Below are 17,676 nucleotides of genomic sequence, written 5' to 3' on the forward strand. Positions count from 1 at the left end.
ATGGGTCAAGGGTGAAAAGGTGGGCCTATGCGGCTATTCGGGATCTGTACGGCTCACTAACGTTGCTCCTATGAGCAATCCCCGTCCGCGCGGCCTGCCGAAATACCTCCACGTGGCCGACTACCTGCGGGCCCAGATCGACGACAGCACCTACCAGCCCGGCGACCGGCTCCCCACCGAGCCCGAGCTGATGGACACCTTCCCCTACGACCGCGCCACGATCAGGCGAGGTCTGGCGGTCCTGCGCAACGAGGGCCTGATCACCAGCGAGCAGGGCCGTGGCGTCTTCGTACGCGACGCCACCAAGACCCGCTACGACCTGATGAGCATGCTGATCACCGACCGGAGCCACCCGGCGAAGCCGGACGCCGCCTACAACCAGCCCCCGCGCGGACCCGACGACGGCCTCTCGATCGAGCACACCTACGAGGTGGTCGCCGCCGGCGAGAAGCTCGGCGCGGCCTTCGAGCTCGACCCGCGCAGCGAGCTGCTCGCCTCGACCTACACGTTCTTCATCAGCGGCGACACGGCCGAATACCGCACGGTGGCCTACGTCCCGTATCCGCTGGTCATCGACACCCCGCTGGCCACCCCGAGCGACGACTGGCCGCAGCCGCCGATCAAGGACCAGCTGGCCGGCGTAGGCGTGAAGGTGACCACCGTCGCGGTGGACATCGAGTCACGGATGCCGACGCCGCAGGAGTCGTTCGACCTGCAGATCCCCGACGGCACCCCGGTGCTCTCCGACCGGCGCCGCTTCCTCGCCGACGACCGCGTCGTGTGCATCACCGACTCCGTCGGGGTCGCCGACCGCATCGTCTACGGGCTCGACCTCAACCTGCAGTGACGCGGGCTGGCCGGGCTCAGGCCAGGTCGTGGACGAACTCGGAGAGCTGGGTGAGGTTGCGGCACTCCCGCATCTCGATGATCGAGCCGTAGCGACTGGCCTCGGAGTCACCGGTGTCCCACTGCGTACGCACCTCGGGGTTGAGCCAGTGGGCATGCCTGCTCGCCTCCGACATCGCGCGCAGCGAGCCGACGGCGAGGTCGGAGTAGTTGGAGCGGGCGTCGCCGAGGATCAGCAGCGACGACTTCGGACCGAGGGCGTCGGCGTGCCGTTCCTGGAAGAGGGAGAAGGCGCGGCCGTAGTTGGTGCGCCCCATCCGGGCCGCGTGCTCGGTCGCCCGGGTCAGCTCGGTCATCGTGTCGACCAGGTCGGCGCCGGCGCGGAAGTAGGGGGTGACCTCGTGGATCTCGTCGACGAAGGTGAACGCGCGCACCTTGCCGAACTGCTCCCGCAGCGCGAAGACGAGCATCAGCGTGAACGTCGCGAAGTTGGAGACCGAGCCCGACACGTCGCACAGGATGACCAGCTCGGTGCGGTGCGGCCGCTTCGGGCGGTAGCGCAGGTCGACGGGCACACCACCGGTGGACATCGACGACCGCAGCGTACGCCGCAGGTCGACCGCACCTCGCCGGTGAGCGTGGTGCTCCTGGGTGAGCCTGGTCGCCAACCGCCGGGCCAGCGGGTAGATCTCGCGCCGGAGCGCCTCAAGGTCGGCGCGCCGGGCGTGCAGGAAGTCGAGCTTCTCGATGGTGGGGCGCACGGCGATCTTGGCGATCTGCTCGGGCCCCTTCTCCTCCGCGATCCGGCGCCGGGCGTCGGCCTCGACGAGGCCTTCGAAGCGGCCCACCCGCCGGCGCACGACCTTCGTGGCCTCCTCGTCGGTCCAGCCGCCCTGCTGGAGTCCCTCGATGAGCCGTGCGGTGAGCTCGCCGGTGGAGAGCCGGCGCAGCGCGGTGTAGGACGACCAGGAGCTCAGCCCCGGGCCGCGGCCGGGCATCGCACCGAACCGCGCCACGGCCTCGGCGGCCAGCTGGCGCAGCATCTCGGCATCGTCGGCCTCCAAGGCCTCCTCGAGCCGCGCGGTGAACTCCGAGAGCGCCTCGGGACCGTCCTTCGCCACCCCGGCAGCCTCGGCCTCTGCGTCCATCCCGGAGCCGATCATCCGCGGGAAATAGAGCTCGAAGAGCCCGTCGAAGGTGGCCCGCTGGTTGGCGCGCTTGACCAGCGTGGCGGCGTACGCCTCCTTGACCTGCTGCCGGTCGGTCCAACCGATCAGGCCCATCGCGGTGACCGCGTCGAGCCCCTCCGAGAGCGACACCGGCAGCCCCGCTCCCCGAAGCGCTTCGAGGAACTCGATGTGCCGGTCGAGGAGCGTCACCGCTTCAACCGCAGCTCTCGCACCGCCCGGTCGACGTCGGAGGAGTGCTTGAGCACCACGCCGAGGGTGTCGGCGACGGCCTTGTCGGAGAGGTCGGTGATCTCGAGCGCGATCAGCGTGCGCGCCCAGTCGACCGACTCGGCGATCGACGGTGACTTCTTGAGCTCCAGCTCGCGCAGACGACCGACGACTGAGACGAGCTGGCGGGCGACCTTGTCGTCGAGCCCGGGCACCTGGGAGAGCACGATCTCGCGCTCGCGGTCGGCGTCGGGATAGTCGAGGTGGAGGTAGAGGCAGCGTCGTTTGAGCGCCTCGGAGAGCTCACGGGTGGCGTTGGAGGTGAGCACCACCAGCGGCCGACGGGTCGAGGTCATCGTACCGAGCTCGGGGATGGTCACCTGGAAGTCGGAGAGCACCTCGAGCAGCAACCCCTCGACCTCGACGTCGGTCTTGTCGACCTCGTCGATGAGCAGCACCGTCGGCTCCTCGCGGCGGATCGCGGTCAGCAGCGGCCGGGTCAGCAGGAACTCTTCGGAGAAGATGTCGTCGTGGGTCTCCTCCCACGCCTGACCGTCGCCCACGGCCTGGATGCGGAGCAGCTGCTTCTTGTAGTTCCACTCATACAGCGCGCGGGCCTCGTCGAGACCCTCGTAGCACTGCAGGCGCACCAGCTCGGCCCCGCTCGCACGCGTGATCGCCTTGGCCAGCTCGGTCTTCCCGACACCCGCCGGCCCTTCGACGAGCACCGGCTTCTCCAGCGCGCCCGCGAGGTAGGTCGTCAACGCGGTCGAGCCGTCCGCCAGGTAGCCGACGTCTCCCAGCCGGCTGACGGCCTCGGCGGGCGAGGAGAACCAGGAAGACGTACGAGAAGCCATGTCGCGACCCTAATGGTTGTCCAGGCCCGTGTGGGGTGGGACCTTGGTCATACCAAGGGGCGGAACCGTCACCGCCGAGTGCGTACGTCGTTGAGCACAGCGTGCACTCGGAGACGCCGCGACCGTTGACGCTAGCCGTCACCGCCCTGAAGGTCTGCGCACTCACCGCGCTCGCCGCCTTCTGCGTGGTCGCCGTCGCCACCCCGTCAGAGCCGCAGTCGCTGGCCAAGAAGGAGCAGCCGGAGCTCGCCGCGATGCTCGACCAGCACCACTGCGTGGCCGCCCCGACGATCGCGCCCTGGCGCCGGGAGAGCGCCATCGTCCGCTCACCGCTGGGCGAGCTGAAGCACGTCTCGCTCAGGGTCGGGCAGCTGGTCGAGCAGGGCAAGACCCGGGGCGAGCTGGTCGCGTTCTGCGCCGACCCGGCTCCCCGCTAGCCAGGGTCAGCCCGGGGTCAGCCGACCGCGGCCATCGCCTCGGAGAAGACCCGGATCACGCGCTCGAGGGCGGGCCGGTCGCCGTCGACCCGCAGCGCACCCTGCGCGAGAGCCTCGTCGAGGGAGTGCCCGAGGAGGGCCACCCCTGCCCAGGCCGTCGAGTCGCCGGCGACCTTCACGTCTGCCCGCGGGACGTCGCCGACGTCGAGGTCGAAGACCTGCTCGTTCCAGTCGAGCCGGAACTGCTGCTGCTCCACCTCCGGGCAGCGGGCGTCGCTCAGCTTCCAGGAGACCCGGACCGGCATCTGGGTGGTCACGCTCTGGGGCGGCACCATCGTGCGCATCGCGACCATCACACCGCTGGGAGTCATCCCCGTCGACGGCACCGGGTAGTGGGCCGAGCCCTCCAGCGCCCACAACGACAGCGCACTGAGGATCTTCTCCAGGTCGCGGCCCCAGTCGGTCAGGGCGTACGCCGTGGTCTTGGTGAGGTAGCCGAGCTCGGTCTCGACGACCACGCCGGCCCGCTCCATGAACCGCAGCCGCTCGTTGAGCTCCTCGGCGCCGATGCCGCGCAGGGACGACCTGAGGTCGGGGGCGGTGCGCGGCCCGAACATCAGCTCACGCACGACGATCAGGCTCCACCTGTCGCCGATCAGATCCAGCGCGTGCGCGGCCGCGCAGGCGTCACCCAGGTCCCCGTAGGACAGGTTCAGACTCACTTCGATCCTCTCCGAGTCGTTCGATCCCGTCGAGGGTAGTGATCGCGAAGTTGTTGCTGTTAGTGCCAGAGGTCCCGGCGTGCCGCTGATGTGGCCGGTCGTCTGCCGTGGCCGGCCGGACCTAGACTCCGGAGCATGGCCGGAAACGAGACACGGATGCTGCTCCTGGGGGCGGTGGCCCTGTTCGAGCCGGTCAACGGCTACCAGATCCGGCGCGAGCTGATGTCGTGGCAGGTCGACCAGTGGGCCAACATCAACCCCGGCTCGATCTACCACGCCTTGACGTCGCTGACCGACAAAGGCCACCTGACCAGGCACGACCTGGTCGACAACGGGCGACCGGTCGCGGTCTACGAGATCAGCGCGACGGGGCGTACGGAGCTCGAGCGGCTGGTGGCCGACGCGTTGCGCACCGTCGACGCCTACAACGGCGTCTCCTTCTACGCGGGCTTCTCGCTGGTGACCCTGCTGAAGCGTCCGGACGCCATCGACCACCTCAGCCACCGGCTGAAGGCCCTCGAACGCACCGTCAAGGAGCTCGACGCCGCCACGCAGGTCAAGTCGCTCCTGGCCCCTCCGCACACCATCTCGGCGCTCCGCCTCCAGCTCGACAAGCTGCGCGCCGAGCGCGCCTGGCTGGTGGAGGTGCTCGACGACGTACGCAGCGGCGAGCTCGCCTTCGCCGGCGACGCACCCGACTGGGCACCGGCCGCGGAGGACCCGGGCTGGCAGATGGATGCCGACCGCAAGCGCTACCGGGAGATGCTGCGCCGCTGACCCGATCGCTCGACATCGTGTTGTTGACATCGGATATTCAAAATTGAACACTTCTCCCACCCAAAGTCGGTGATCAAATTTGAACAGCCAGGAAAAGCGGGTGAACACTGTCGGTGCTCCGTGCTTGGCTGGACTCCACTCATAAGGAGCACACGCATGATTCACGCACGCGGCCTGAGGCACACCTTCGCCTCCGGCCATGGCAAGCAGAAGAAAGAAGTCGTCGCGGTCGACGGGGTCGACCTCGACGTCGCAGAGGGTGAGGTGGTCGGCTTCCTGGGCCCGAACGGCGCCGGCAAGACCACCACCCTGCGCATCCTCACCACCCTCCTCCAGCCCACCGCCGGCACCGCCACGGTCGCCGGCTTCGACGTGGCCAAGCAGTCCGTCGAGGTCAGGCGGAGCATCGGCTACTGCTCACAGGTCGGATCGACCTTCTCCGGCGCCTACGCGGGCGACGAGGTCGTCGACCACGGCATGCTCTACGGGATGTCCAAGAAGGACGCCGTCGCCCACGGGCAGGCGCTCTTCGAGCGGCTCCAGCTCGACGGTCTGTGGCGTCGCAAGCCACGCAACATGTCCGGCGGCCAGAAGCGCCGTCTCGACATCGCGATGGCGCTGATCCACGCCCCGAAGCTGGTCTTCCTCGACGAGCCCACCACCGGCCTCGACCCTCAGGCGCGGGCCAACCTCTGGGACCACATCGCCTCGCTGCGTACGGACCACGGGGCGACGGTCTTCCTGACCACCCACTACCTCGACGAGGCCGACGCGCTCGCCGACCGGGTCGTGGTCATCGATCAGGGCCGCATCGTCGCCAACGACACCCCGGAGAACCTCAAGGCGGCCGTCTCCGGTGACCTGGTCTCCCTCGAGGTGGCCACCGACGAGCAGGTCGCCATCGCGCGCGACAAGCTCGGCTCGATCTCCGACAACATCGAGGTCGACGAGCGCCTGGTCAGCGGCCGGGTGCCCCGCGCGGGCAAGGCGGTCCCCGGGCTGCTGCGCGACCTGGAGTCCAACGGTGTCTCGCTCGAGTCGATCGAGGTCGCCCGGCCGACCCTCGACGACGTCTTCCTGACCCTGACCGGACGTACGCTGCGCGACGCCGAGGCGGGCGCCCCCGAGGCCGACGAGGAGGCCCACGATGACTGAGTTCCAGCAGCCCGTGCTCAAGGCCGGCTTCCTGCGGGAGTCGATGGTCGTCTTCAACCGCCAGCTGCGGATGAACCTCCGCAACCCGGCCTGGGTGCTGATCGGCGTGATGCAGCCGGTCCTCTACCTGGTGCTCTTCGGTCCGCTGCTCGAGCCGCTGATCGAGCAGCTCGGTGGCAACGCCTACAACTGGTTCGTGCCCGGCATGCTCGTGCAGCTCGGCATCTTCGGCGCGATGTTCGCCGGGTTCTCGCTCATCGGCGAGTGGCGTGAGGGCGTCATCGAGGCCGAGCGGGTCACCCCGGCGTCTCGTGGCGCGCTGCTCTTCGGGCGGCTCTACCGCGACCTGCTGCAGATCCTGGTGCAGGCGATCATCCTGGTCGCCCTCGGCCTGGTGATGGGCATGGACTTCAAGCCCCTCGGCATCGTCGTCGGCGTCGCGATCACCGTGCTGGTCGGTGGCGCGGGTGCTGCCGCGTCCAACGCCTTCGCGCTGCTCGTGAAGAGCGAGGACGTGATGGCGCCGGTGACCAACATGCTGCTGATGCCGATCCTGCTGCTCTCCGGCATCTTCTTGCCGATGAGCTTCGGGGCCGACTGGCTCCAGACGCTCGCCGACATCATCCCGACCAAGCACATCGTCGACGCGGTCCGCTCCTCGTTCTTCGGTAACCTCGGGATCGGCGACATCGGCTGGGGTGTGGGCTGGACGGCGGTGCTGTTCGCACTAGCTGTCTGGTGGGGCATCTCGACGTTCCGCAAGGAGAACGCTTAGCGATCTCGCGGGTCGTTCTCAGTAGCGGCTCAGCCCGGGGTGGCAATGTAGGAGTGTGAACACCTCTGCCACCCCGGGCGACAGGCCCAGCGAGAAGCCGCACGTGCTGGTCGTCGACGACGACAGGGCCGTGCGTGAGTCGCTGCGCAGGTCGTTGGAGTTCAACGGCTACGAGGTGGCCATGGCGGGCGACGGCGCAGAGGCGCTCGCCGGCATCGCCAACCACGACCCCGACGTGGTCGTGATGGATGTGATGATGCCTCGCCTCGACGGCATCGAGGCCACCAAGGCGCTGCGCTCGGCCGGCAACGACGTGCCGATCCTCGTGCTCACCGCACGCGATGCCGTCGGCGACCGGGTCGACGGGCTCGATGCGGGGGCCGACGACTACCTCACCAAGCCGTTCGCGCTCGAGGAGCTGTTGGCCCGCCTGCGCGCGCTGCTGCGCCGGGCCGTGCCGGTCAGCGACGACGACGAGGAGGCGCTGACCTTCGCCGACCTCTCCATGAACATCACCACCCGCGAGGTGACCCGCGGCCAGCGGGCCATCGAGCTGACCCGCACCGAGTTCACGCTCCTGGAGATGTTCCTCCGTCGGCCGCGCCGGGTGCTCGACCGCTCGTTCATCCTCGAGGAGGTCTGGGGCTACGACTTCCCGACCACCGCCAACTCGCTCGAGGTCTACGTCGGCTACCTGCGCCGCAAGACCGAGACCGAGGGTGAGTCACGGCTGATCCACACGGTGCGCGGCATCGGCTACGTACTGAAGGAGCCGTGAGCAGCGCCGTGACCACGACGGCCACCAGCTCGCGCTACCGCGGCTCTCTGGCGGGCCGGGTCACCATCCTGACGACCCTCGCGGTCGCCGGGTCGATCGCGCTGATCGCGATGGGGCTCTACTTCGCCGTACGCATCCAGCTGCAGGCCAACATGGACGAGTCTCTGCTGAAGCGGGCCCACGCGGCTGCCTCGAACCCGCAATACATCCGCGATGCACGAGACGGCAGCTACTTCCCCGTCTTCGCGCTCAACGCCGGCGACATCGCGCTCATGTCGGTCAACCAGAACGGTGACTACTGGAACCCGCAGAAGCGGGCCGACAACGACTTCCCGATCCCCGGTGCGCCGGAGGCGTTCGTCGCGCAGGGGAAGGAGCCCTACGCCGTACGCACGATCACGACCGACCACGGCGAGGTGTTCCGCGCGGCCACGGTGCCGATCTCCGGCACCGACGAGGCGCTGATGCTGGCGCAGGCGCTGGAGCCACAGGAGGAGATGTACAAACGGCTCGGGCTCATCGTGCTCTTCTTCGGCGCGGGCGGGGTCGTGGCCGCGGCGTTCGCCGGCTGGGTCGTGGCCGCCGGCGGGCTGCGGCCCGTACGACGATTGACCGCTTCGGTCGACCGGATCGCGACGACCGAGGATCTCACCCCGCTCCCCGTCGAGGGCGACGACGAGATCGCCCGTCTGGCCACCTCGTTCAACCGGATGCTGTCGGCGCTCGCCGGCTCCCGGGATCGGCAACGACAGCTGGTGGCCGACGCTTCGCACGAGCTGCGCACCCCGCTGACCTCGCTGCGCACCAACGTCGAGCTGCTCACTCAGGCCGACTCCTCCATCTCCGGCGAGCAGCGCGCCGATCTGCTCGGCGACATCCGGGCGCAGATCGAAGAGCTGACCAACCTGATCGGCGACCTGGTCGAGCTGGCCCGGGACGCGCCCGCGGAGCCGACCCTGGAGTCCGTCGACCTCTCCGAGGTCGTCGAGCGAGCGCTGTCGCGGGTCCGCCTGCGCGCACCGTCGGTCGACTTCTCCGAGACGATGGCGTCGTGGTGGGTGCTGGGCGACTCCGGGTCGCTCGAACGCGCAGTGACCAACCTGCTCGACAACGCCGCCAAGTGGTCGCCGGAGGCCGGCACCGTGCACGTGTCGCTCCACAACGGTGTGCTCAACGTCGACGACGAAGGTCCGGGCATCGCCGACGACGACCTCCCGTTCGTATTCGACCGGTTCTACCGCTCCACCGAGGCCCGCTCGATGCCCGGGTCCGGGCTCGGGCTCGCTATCGTCCGTCAGGTCGCCGAGCGCACCGGCGGGTCGGTCTCGGCCTCCCGCTCGCCCCACGGTGGGGCCAGGATGACGATGCTCCTGCCCGGCTCGTCCTCGCCGCGACCGACCGAACCACCCACGGAAGTGCTGGAGAGATGAAGAACCGGATCGCCTCGGGCGCTCCCGCCCGCGCCGTCCTGCCCGGCCTGGCCGCCCTGGCCGCGCTCGGGCTGCTCGCCGGATGCGGCTCTGACAAGTCGGCCGACTCGTCCGCCGACGCTCCGGCGTCGGCATCTGCGTCCGGACACGGCTCGGACAAGCCCACGTTCAACCCCTGCGAAGGGCTCGACATCAAGCCCGTGGAGAAGGCTCTCGGCGCCGAGCTTCGCATCGAACGGGGCACCTCGGCGGCACCCCGCTGCGCACTGCTCCCCAAGAAGTCCGGCGGCACTGCGTACGAGCTCAACTACCTCCCCTTCAAGGGCACCCTCGCCGAGGCGTGGAAGACCATGGACGTGAAGTCCGGCGACGTCAGCCGCCCCGAGGTCGCCGGCGCCGACGACGCCCGGCTGGTCAAGCAGCAGGGCGTCAGCTCCTACGCGGTCACCGCCTTCGTGCAGAACGGTCCGCTGATCCAGAGCTTCAACTCCGTCGATCTCGAGCCCTACGACGGCGACGCCATCGACCGCGCCGCCCTAGCCCTCCTCAAGGCCCTCAGCGCCAACGCCCCCTGACCCGCCCCAGCCGAGAAGTCACTCGTGCAGGTCGAAGCGTCGGCTCTGCAGGTCGAGTGGGCATCTTCGTGCCCACTCGACCTGCAGAAGCGACTTCTCGACCTGCAGACGTGACTCTTCGGCCTGCGGGGGTGACTTCTCGGCTAGGGCTTCTTCGTCTCGCGCCAGGAGCGCTCGAAGGGGAGGCGCCAGGCGTGGGGGGCGATGAGCTGGTGGATCGAGTTGGGGCCCCAGGAGCCGGGGGCGTAGAGGCGTACGGGCGGGGGGTTGTCGAGGAGGGGCTGGGAGATCTCCCAGAGCGTCTCGATGCCCTCGGCGGTCGTGAAGAGGGTGTGGTCGCCGCGCATGGCGTCGTGGATGAGGCGTTCGTACGCCTCGAGGACACCGGTCGAGGAGTCGGTCTCCTGCGTGGCGAACTGCATGGAGAGCTTCTCCAGCTTCATGCCGGGCCCGGGGCGCTTGCCGTAGAAGGACAGTGACATCTTCGAGAGGTCGGCGAGGTCGAAGGTGAGGTGGTCGGGCCCCTGGGTGCCGGCGTTGGAGTTGGACGGGAACATCGTCAGCGGCGGCTCCTTGAACGCGATCGAGATGATCCGCGCCCCCTCGGCCATCTTCTTGCCGGTGCGGAGGAAGAACGGCACGCCGGCCCAGCGCCAGTTGTCGATGGTCACCTTCAGCGCGATGAAGGTCTCGGTGTCGGAGTCGTCGGAGACCTCGTTCTTGCCGCGGTAGCCCGAGTACTGCCCGCGCACGACGTTGCGCGGCTCCAGCGGCTGGATCGAGCGGAAGACCTTGTTCTTCTCCTCGCCGATCGGGTCGGGGGCCAGCGAGGTCGGCGGCTCCATCGCCATGAACGCCAGCACCTGCATCAGGTGGGTGACCACCATGTCGCGGTAGGCACCGGTGCCTTCGTAGAACGCGGTGCGCCCCTCGAGCCCCAGGGTCTCGGGGATGTCGATCTGCACGTGGTCGATGAAGTTGCGGTTCCAGATCGGCTCGAAGAGACCGTTGGCGAAGCGGAAGGCCAAGATGTTCTGCGCGGCCTCCTTGCCGAGGAAGTGGTCGATCCGGAAGATCTGCTCCTCCTCGAAGACCTCGTGGATCTTCGCGTTGAGCACCTTCGCCGACTCCAGGTCGGTGCCGAACGGCTTCTCCATGATGATCCGCGCGCCCTCGACGAGGTCGGCCTCCTCGAGTTGGCGGATCACGTTCTGGGCGGCCTTCGGAGGCACGCTGAGGTAGTGGAGGCGACGCACGTCGCGGCCGAGCGACTGCAGCTTCTTCTCGGCGAGCTTGACCTCGTCGGCGAGCGCGTGCGGGCCGTCTTTGGTCGAGACGTAGGAGAGCATCTCCGCGAAAGGCGCCCAGCGCTCGTCGGTGATATCGCCCTTGCCGAACTCCTCGCACGCCTCGCGCGCGAAGGCGACGAAGTCTTCGTCGGAGATCTCCTCGAGCGAGGTGCCGACGATCTGAGCGTCCATCATCAGCCCGGCCTCATGCAGCCTGAGCAGGCCGGGGAGGAGCTTTCGGCGCGCCAGATCTCCCGTCGCACCGAAGAGAACGATGACGTGAGGGAGGGCCTTGTCGTCGATGGTCGCCATGATGTGTTCCACGGTAGTCCTCGTTTTATGAACGATCCAATAGACGCGAGGAAGCAGTCACAACGTGTCGCTGTCTTTTCACCCAACTGATCATCTGCCGAGTGCTTGACGCAGCCGCTCCGCCTTCCACCCTGCCTCGGCGGCCTCCTCGTCGACGTCGGATCTGACGGTGATGCCGCCGCCGGTGCCGATCTGCCAGGTGGTGGTGTCGTGGGTCGTGAGCGTGCGGATGACGACGCCCAGGTCGGCCGGACCGTCGCCCGAGATCCACCCGAAGGCACCGGCGTACGCAGCCCTGGGCCCACCCAGCTCACGCTCTGCCCGCTCGATGACCTCCATCGTGCGCAGCTTCGGCGCTCCGGTCATCGAGCCGGCCGGGAAGAGCCTGCGCAGCGCCTCGACCGTGGAGATCTCGTCGCGCAGGTGCCCTCTGACGGTGCTGACCAGCTGGTGCACGCTCGGATAGGACTCGACCTGCATCAGCGCCGGCACCTCCACGGTGCCGGGCTCGCAGGCCATCGCCAGGTCGTTGCGGAGCAGATCGGTGATCATCAGGTTCTCGCTGCGCAGCTTGGGGTCGGTGCGCAGCAGCTCGGCGTTGGCGGCGTCCTCCTGCGCCGTGGCGCCTCGTGGGGTCGTGCCCTTGATCGGCCTGGTCTCGATCGTGCGATCCTCGTCGATGAGGGCGTACCGCTCGGGGCTCGAGCTCAGCAGCCACGCCCGGTGATCCTCGACGTCGTGCTGGAGGAACCCTGCGTACGGGGCGGGGTTGATGCTCCGCAGCCGCAGGTAGGTCTCGACCGGGTCGGCGGGCGCCTCGACGGCGGTGCGGTAGGTCAGGTTCGCCTCGTAGGTGTCGCCGGCGTGAAGTGCTTCCTGGACCTGGTCGAAGGCGGCGCGGTAGGCGGGCGACGTGGGATACCCGGTCGACCGGGTATCCCTGGACTGGGCGGGCACTGAAACACCCGTCAAGTCCACGAAGTGCCCGTCAGGCTCGTGATCGATGACCGTCAGGTGAGACGGGCGCAGCCAGATCGCGTCCGGAACGTCCTCCGACGGCGTCGCCGGCAGGTCCGTACGGCAGGCGTAGCCGAGATACCCGAACCACTGCTCCCCAGGTCCGACCTCGCGCTCGAGCACCTCCCAGATGTCGTCACCGACCACCTCGGACCTGCCACCGGAGTGGCGCAGCACCTCGCGGCGCGCGGCCGAGTAGGTCAGCGAGACGTCGTCGTCCTCCAGCCAGCCGACCAGCGACCGGGCCCCCGACCACTTCCGTGCACCACCGCCGTCGAGCCAGACGCAGCGCGGATGCGCCGCTGCCACCTCGGCAAAGAGGTCCTCGACGCTCACGGCCGCCCCAAGAAGTTGGCGACCATCGCCGCGCCCTGCTCGGAGAGCACCGACTCGGGATGGAACTGGACACCTTCGAGCGGCAGCTCCCGGTGACGTACGCCCATCACGACCCCGTCGTCGGAGCGTGCCGTCACCTCCAGCACCTCGGGCACGGAGACCGCCGCGAGCGAGTGGTAGCGCACCGCCTCGAACGGCGACGGGAGGCCGGCGAAGACCCCGCGGCCGTCGTGGGCGACCCGCGCGACCTCGCCGTGGGCGGGCTCGATCCGGTCGACGACGCCGCCGAACGTGGTCACCAGGCCCTGCATGCCGAGACAGACGCCGAGCACCGGGCGGCCGGCCGCGAGCAGCAGCTCGCGTCCGACCGCGAAGTCGGCCGGATCAGCAGGGTGGCCGGGGCCGGGCGAGAGCACGACATGGGTGTAGGTCGCCAGGTCGCCGAGCTTCACCTCGTCGTGCTCGACGACATCCGGCATCACCCCGCTGACCTGGGCAATCATGTGAACGAGGCTCCACACGTAGGAGTCGTGGTGGTCGACCACGACGACCCTCACCATCGGGTCAGCATCACTGGGCCGGCATCACTGGGCCAGCAGGTCGCTGACGACGTCGTGGATGAGGTCGTAGCCGCGCTCGGTGAGGACGGACTCGGCGTGGAACTGGATGCCGGCATAGTGCGGCCCGGAGATGGCATGGATGTCTCCGGTCTCGGGATCGGCATCCACCGACACATCCGCGGGCAGCTCGGCCGACCCGGCCCGACCCACGAAGGTGTTGTAGAACCCGACGCGCTCGCGCCGCGGCCGGCCGCCGAACCCGACGCCCACCCGGGTCTGGGTGCCCTGGAAGACGATGTCCTTGTAGTGCAGCCCGATGCCGAGCTGGTGGCACAGCGCCTGATGGCCGAGACAGACCGCCAGGAACGGCTGACCGGTCTCGAGCAGCGAGGCGACGGCGGCGCGCAGCTTGGCCATCTTCGGGTCGGCGTCGTCGCGGGGGTCGCCGGGCCCGGGACCGACGATGACCAGATCGGCGCCGTCGAAGGAACCGGCCCGATAGTCCTCGTGGCGCACCACCGACGAAGTCATCCCGAGCACCCGGAGGAGGTGGCGCAGCATGCGCACGAAATCGTCCTCGCCGTCGAGGATCACCGCGTGCTTGCCGGCCAGGTGGGCGGCCGGCTCCTCGTCACCCTGGTCGGTGAGCCAGAAGGACGACAGCCGGCGGTTGCGGGCGGCGAGGGTCAGCAGCAGGTCCTCGTCGTTGACCAGCTCGGAGACGTCCTGCGCCAGCGCGGGCGCGGCCGGCACGAGGCCGAAGGCGGACAGGATCCCGCCGGCCTTGGCGTGGGTCTCGGCGACCTCGTAGTCGGGGTCGGAGTCGCGCACCAGCGTCGCCCCCGCGCTCACCTTCAGCCGGCCGTCGACCGACACGTCGGCCGTGCGGATCACGATCGGGCTGTCGACGGTCGGGGCGCCGGACTCGTCGCGGCCGAGCAGCGCGAGCGCGGCCCCGTAGTAGCCACGGCCCTCCGGCTCGTACTTCTTGATCAGCCGGCACGCGTTCTCCACCGGCGATCCGGTGACGGTCGCGGCGTACATCGTGTCGCGCAGGATCTCGCGCGGGTCGCGCTCGCTGCGGCCGGCTAGGAGGTATTCGGTGTGGATCAGCCGCGACATCGGCTTCAGGAACGGACCGAGCACCTGGCCGCCCTGGTCGCAGATGTCGCACATCATCTTGAGCTCCTCGTCGACCACCATGAAGAGCTCGTAGACCTCCTTGCGATCCTTCAGGAAGTCGGTCAGCCGGCCCTTGAGGTCGTGGGCGATCTTCTCCGGGCTGCCCTCGAGATCACGCGGCAGCCGGAAGGTGCCGGAGATCGGGTTCATGCGGACGTCGCCACCGTGGACGCTCACGTGCCGCTCCGGGCTCGCGCCGATCAGGTAGCGGTCGCCGGTGAAGAAGCAGTAGGTCCAGTACGCCCCGCGCTCACGCTCCAAGAGCCGGCGCAGGATGGTGAGCGCGCGCTCGTGGTTCCAGTCGGCGACCTGAGCCCGGTAGTGGCGCCCGATGACGAAGTTGGCGCCCTCGCCCTGGCCGATCTCGTCCTCGATGACGGTCTTGACCAGCTGGGCGTACGTGTCGTCGTCGATCTCGAACCCACCACGATCGATGAACTCCACCGGCACGTCGGGCAGCGCCTCGAGCACCTCGGCGACCGAGAACTCCCACTCGCGCTCCACGTCGACGACCACCAGCGGCGCGCCGTCGTCGTGAGCCTCGAACCCCCGCTCGCTGACCTGCCGGAACGGCACCGCGAGCAGCCGATCGGCCACCTTCCCCGGCTCCGGCACACCCTCCTCGAGAGGCACGTCGAGCAGCGACTCGACCTCCGTGCGCGTGCCCGCCAGGACACCGACCGTGTCGCGATCACCGGCCCGCGACGAGCGCCGGATGATCGCCCACGCCTCGTGCCCCGTGATCTCCTCGATCGCGGTCCTGGCAGGCGTCTGGGTCGTCATGAGAGGAGCCTAATCCGCGCTCTCGCGCGAGACGCATTCGATTCGGATGGTGAGCGTGGCCGACGCCCCCTATCGCCGAGTCGGCGCGTTCTAACGAGCCGACTCGAGCTCAGATCCGGTCAGAACGAGCCGACTCGGCGGTTGATTTGGTCAGAACGAGCCGACTCGACCTTTATGGGTCAGGAGACGGTGGTGAGGAGCTGGGTGGCGCGGGTGAGGACGACGTAGAGGGTGGCGCGGCCGGTGGCGGACTCGCGCTCGATCTCGTCGGGGCTGACGACGATGATGCCGTCGAACTCGAGGCCCTTGGTGTCGAGGCCGGTGAGCACGACGATGCGGTCCTCGCCGGAGGGCACCGAGGTCGGGTCGGCGGCGGACGCGGCGGCCGAGGGGGCGTCGGTGGCGAACTCGGTCCATGACGCCAGCCACGAGTTCACCTCGGAGCGCCGGGCGACGGGCACCACGATGCCGACGGTGCCGCCGACCTGGGCGGCGATGTCACCGACGGCCTCGCGGGTGGTCTTCTCCAGGTCGACCGAGTGCTCGATGACCTGCGGCTCGACGCCCGTGGAGCGCACCGCGGTCGGCAGGTCGGCGTCGAGGCCGACCCGCTCGGCGTACGCGGCGGCGAAGGCGTAGATCTCGGCCGAGTTGCGGTAGTTCGTCGAGAGGTGGAAGGAGTGGACCGGCTTGCCCTTGAGCGCCTCGGCGCGCGCGGCTTCGGCCTCCTCGGCCACCGGCCACGACGACTGGGCCGGGTCGCCGACGATGGTCCACGACGCCGTACGTCCACGGCGACCGACCATGCGCCACTGCATCGGGGTGAGGTCCTGGGCCTCGTCGATGAGGATGTGGGCGAACGGGTCGTCGTCGATGCGGTAGGTCGGCGGACGCCAACCACGGCCGGAGGAGAACTCGCGGTCGGAGGCCGTCATCAGCTCGGCGATGTCGATGCCGCTGTGGTCGGCGTCGCGCTCGTCGGCGGCCTGCTCGGCCACGTCGCCGATCGCATAACGGAGCTCGTCGAGAAGCGGGATGTCCTCGATGGCCAGGTCGGCGTCGCTCAGCCCGCGCCCGGACCACGACTTGAGGAGCAGCTGCTGCTCGTCGTAGGTCAGGATGCCTTCGGAGACTCGGGCGAGGAAGTCGGCCTCGCGGAGCCAGCCGAGCACGTCGCGGGCACCGAGCGGCGGCCACCACTCGGCGGCGAACTCGAGGAAGGCCGGGTTGTCGAGCATCTCGTCGTCGAAGACCTCGCGCCCGCGCTCGCGGCCACGGTCGCCACGCACCTGGCGCCAGAGCATGTCGAGGAGCAGCTGCGGCACGCGGCGCAGCTGCTGGTTGCGACGGCCCTGGCTCATCAGCTGACGTCGCAGCTCGCCGAGTCGCTTCGGCTCCAGCCGGAGCGAGTCGTCGCGGTAGAAGACCTTGAACTCGCGCGGCGAGCCCGGCGCCTGCTGGCGGGCGGCACGGCGCAGCACCTCGGCCATCCGCGAGGATCCCTTGACGTCGGCGACGGCCGAGTCGTTGTGCCAGGTGGCGCGTACGCCGTCGACGACCTCACCCAGCGACCGCAGCGCCACCGCGGTCTCACCGAGGGAGGGCAGCACGCGCTCGATGTAGCGCATGAAGACGCCCGAGGGTCCGACGATGAGGACGCCTCCGGACTCGTAGCGGCGACGCTCGGTGTAGAGCAGGTAGGCGGCGCGGTGCAGAGCGACCACGGTCTTGCCGACGCCGGGTCCGCCGGAGATGGCCGTGACGCCCTTGCCGGGCGCGCGGATGGCCTTGTCCTGCTCGGCCTGGATGGTGGCGACGATGGAGTGCATCGTCCGGTCGCGCGCGCGGCTCAGCTGGGCCATCAGCGCACCTTCGCCGACGATCGGCAGGTCGGCTCCGGTGCGTTCGAGGGTCTCGGCGTCGAGCAGCTCGTCTTCGACACCGATGACGCTCTTGCCCACGGAGCGGAGCACTCGACGCCTGATCACGGACCGTGGCTCGACCGCGGTGGCCTGGTAGAACACGGCGGCCGCCGGCGCGCGCCAGTCGATCAGCAGCGAGTCGCGCTCGGCGTCGCGCAACCCGATCCTGCCGACATAGCGGGGCTTGTCGTCGACGTCGGGGTCGAGGTCGAGGCGCCCGAAGATCAGCCCCTCGTGGGCAGCGTCGAGCTGCGCGATGCGCCGTGCGGCCTGGAAGGCGAACGCGTCGCGCTCGACCAGGCCACCTTCGTGACCCAGCCGTCCGCGGTCGCGGCCCTCGTCGGCCAGCTCCTGCGCCGCACGCGCAGATTCGCTCAGCTGGAGGTAGACACGATCTACGAACTCTTGCTCCGATGCGATCTCGCGCTCGGCCAGCTCGTCATTCAACTGGACTTTCCCCCGTCAAGAATGATCCGACCCGCCGCGCGCCCCCCATGGCGCACGGCAAGGAGGCAACTCTACCCCC

General features: G+C 69.2%; 16 protein-coding genes. 8 read left to right on the forward strand and 8 right to left on the reverse strand.

Annotated features, from left to right (window positions below):
• The first annotated feature begins 70 nt into the window (after positions 1-70).
• Positions 71-847 (forward strand): GntR family transcriptional regulator, encoded by a 777-nt coding sequence (locus FB381_RS23300; RefSeq protein WP_141782446.1) that lies wholly within the window; start codon positions 71-73, stop codon positions 845-847.
• 16 nt (positions 848-863) lie between these two features.
• Here FB381_RS23300 and FB381_RS23305 read toward each other — a convergent pair whose 3' ends face one another.
• Entirely contained in the window at positions 864-2,225 is a 1,362-nt protein-coding gene (locus FB381_RS23305) for a vWA domain-containing protein (RefSeq protein WP_141782447.1), read from the reverse strand.
• Positions 2,222-3,100 (reverse strand): AAA family ATPase, encoded by an 879-nt coding sequence (locus tag FB381_RS23310; protein ID WP_141782448.1) that lies wholly within the window; start codon positions 3,098-3,100, stop codon positions 2,222-2,224. The genes FB381_RS23305 and FB381_RS23310 overlap by 4 nt, the downstream gene beginning before the upstream one ends.
• 125 nt (positions 3,101-3,225) lie before the next feature.
• On the opposite strand from FB381_RS23310, the gene FB381_RS23315 reads away from it, so the two are divergent.
• Positions 3,226-3,537 (forward strand): hypothetical protein, encoded by a 312-nt coding sequence (locus FB381_RS23315; RefSeq protein WP_141782449.1) that lies wholly within the window; start codon positions 3,226-3,228, stop codon positions 3,535-3,537.
• A gap of 17 nt (positions 3,538-3,554) precedes the next feature.
• On the opposite strand, the gene FB381_RS23320 is transcribed toward FB381_RS23315, so the two are convergent.
• Positions 3,555-4,259 carry a winged helix-turn-helix transcriptional regulator gene (locus FB381_RS23320; RefSeq protein ID WP_141782450.1) on the reverse strand — a complete coding sequence of 235 codons (705 nt, stop codon included), beginning with the start codon at positions 4,257-4,259 and terminating at the stop codon, positions 3,555-3,557.
• Between the two features lie 135 nt (positions 4,260-4,394).
• Between FB381_RS23320 and FB381_RS23325 the strand changes: the two genes are divergently transcribed.
• From FB381_RS23325 to FB381_RS23350, 6 genes are all read left to right on the forward strand, one after another.
• Entirely contained in the window at positions 4,395-5,036 is a 642-nt protein-coding gene (locus FB381_RS23325) for a PadR family transcriptional regulator (protein WP_246088279.1), read from the forward strand.
• Between the two features lie 156 nt (positions 5,037-5,192).
• Positions 5,193-6,191 carry an ATP-binding cassette domain-containing protein gene (locus FB381_RS23330; protein ID WP_141782451.1) on the forward strand — a complete coding sequence of 333 codons (999 nt, stop codon included), beginning with the start codon at positions 5,193-5,195 and terminating at the stop codon, positions 6,189-6,191.
• On the forward strand, positions 6,184-6,966 hold the full coding sequence (locus FB381_RS23335; RefSeq protein ID WP_141782452.1) for an ABC transporter permease: 783 nt from the start codon (positions 6,184-6,186) through the stop codon (positions 6,964-6,966). The genes FB381_RS23330 and FB381_RS23335 overlap by 8 nt, the downstream gene beginning before the upstream one ends.
• Positions 6,967-7,021: 55 nt before the next feature.
• Entirely contained in the window at positions 7,022-7,744 is a 723-nt protein-coding gene (locus FB381_RS23340) for a response regulator transcription factor (RefSeq protein ID WP_281285069.1), read from the forward strand.
• Positions 7,741-9,174 carry a sensor histidine kinase gene (locus FB381_RS23345; protein ID WP_246088280.1) on the forward strand — a complete coding sequence of 478 codons (1,434 nt, stop codon included), beginning with the start codon at positions 7,741-7,743 and terminating at the stop codon, positions 9,172-9,174. The genes FB381_RS23340 and FB381_RS23345 overlap by 4 nt, the downstream gene beginning before the upstream one ends.
• On the forward strand, positions 9,171-9,749 hold the full coding sequence (locus tag FB381_RS23350; protein WP_141782453.1) for a hypothetical protein: 579 nt from the start codon (positions 9,171-9,173) through the stop codon (positions 9,747-9,749). The genes FB381_RS23345 and FB381_RS23350 overlap by 4 nt, the downstream gene beginning before the upstream one ends.
• A gap of 143 nt (positions 9,750-9,892) precedes the next feature.
• Here the strand turns inward: FB381_RS23350 and zwf are convergent, their stop codons facing one another.
• The 5 genes from zwf to FB381_RS23375 form a co-directional block, all read right to left on the reverse strand.
• Positions 9,893-11,350 carry a glucose-6-phosphate dehydrogenase gene (gene zwf / locus FB381_RS23355; protein ID WP_141782951.1) on the reverse strand — a complete coding sequence of 486 codons (1,458 nt, stop codon included), beginning with the start codon at positions 11,348-11,350 and terminating at the stop codon, positions 9,893-9,895.
• Between the two features lie 90 nt (positions 11,351-11,440).
• Positions 11,441-12,703 (reverse strand): anthranilate synthase component I family protein, encoded by a 1,263-nt coding sequence (locus FB381_RS23360; protein WP_141782454.1) that lies wholly within the window; start codon positions 12,701-12,703, stop codon positions 11,441-11,443.
• Positions 12,700-13,263: an anthranilate synthase component II gene (locus FB381_RS23365; RefSeq protein WP_141782455.1), complete on the reverse strand. Its 564-nt coding sequence runs from the start codon at positions 13,261-13,263 to the stop codon at positions 12,700-12,702. Before FB381_RS23365 ends, FB381_RS23360 begins: the two co-directional genes overlap by 4 nt.
• 24 nt (positions 13,264-13,287) lie before the next feature.
• Positions 13,288-15,228: an anthranilate synthase family protein gene (locus FB381_RS23370; RefSeq protein ID WP_141782456.1), complete on the reverse strand. Its 1,941-nt coding sequence runs from the start codon at positions 15,226-15,228 to the stop codon at positions 13,288-13,290.
• Between the two features lie 179 nt (positions 15,229-15,407).
• The gene (locus tag FB381_RS23375) at positions 15,408-17,597 is read right to left on the reverse strand and encodes a HelD family protein (protein ID WP_141782457.1); all 2,190 of its coding nucleotides are present in this window, start codon (positions 17,595-17,597) and stop codon (positions 15,408-15,410) included.
• Positions 17,598-17,676: the final 79 nt, after the last annotated feature.

This window comes from Nocardioides albertanoniae (genome assembly GCF_006716315.1).
In the GTDB taxonomy this organism is placed as follows: domain Bacteria; phylum Actinomycetota; class Actinomycetes; order Propionibacteriales; family Nocardioidaceae; genus Nocardioides; species Nocardioides albertanoniae.

What these genes read in the sequence shown, in the direction of transcription:
- FB381_RS23300 (WP_141782446.1), top strand. Translation starts at nt 71, where the DNA reads ATGAGCAATCCCCGTCCGCGCGGCCTGCCGAAATACCTCCACGTGGCC.
- FB381_RS23310 (WP_141782448.1), bottom strand. Translation starts at nt 3,100, where the DNA reads ATGGCTTCTCGTACGTCTTCCTGGTTCTCCTCGCCCGCCGAGGCCGTC.
- FB381_RS23325 (WP_246088279.1), top strand. Translation starts at nt 4,395, where the DNA reads ATGGCCGGAAACGAGACACGGATGCTGCTCCTGGGGGCGGTGGCCCTG.
- FB381_RS23330 (WP_141782451.1), top strand. Translation starts at nt 5,193, where the DNA reads ATGATTCACGCACGCGGCCTGAGGCACACCTTCGCCTCCGGCCATGGC.
- FB381_RS23335 (WP_141782452.1), top strand. Translation starts at nt 6,184, where the DNA reads ATGACTGAGTTCCAGCAGCCCGTGCTCAAGGCCGGCTTCCTGCGGGAG.
- FB381_RS23350 (WP_141782453.1), top strand. Translation starts at nt 9,171, where the DNA reads ATGAAGAACCGGATCGCCTCGGGCGCTCCCGCCCGCGCCGTCCTGCCC.
- zwf (WP_141782951.1), bottom strand. Translation starts at nt 11,350, where the DNA reads ATGGCGACCATCGACGACAAGGCCCTCCCTCACGTCATCGTTCTCTTC.
- FB381_RS23365 (WP_141782455.1), bottom strand. Translation starts at nt 13,263, where the DNA reads ATGGTGAGGGTCGTCGTGGTCGACCACCACGACTCCTACGTGTGGAGC.
- FB381_RS23370 (WP_141782456.1), bottom strand. Translation starts at nt 15,228, where the DNA reads ATGACGACCCAGACGCCTGCCAGGACCGCGATCGAGGAGATCACGGGG.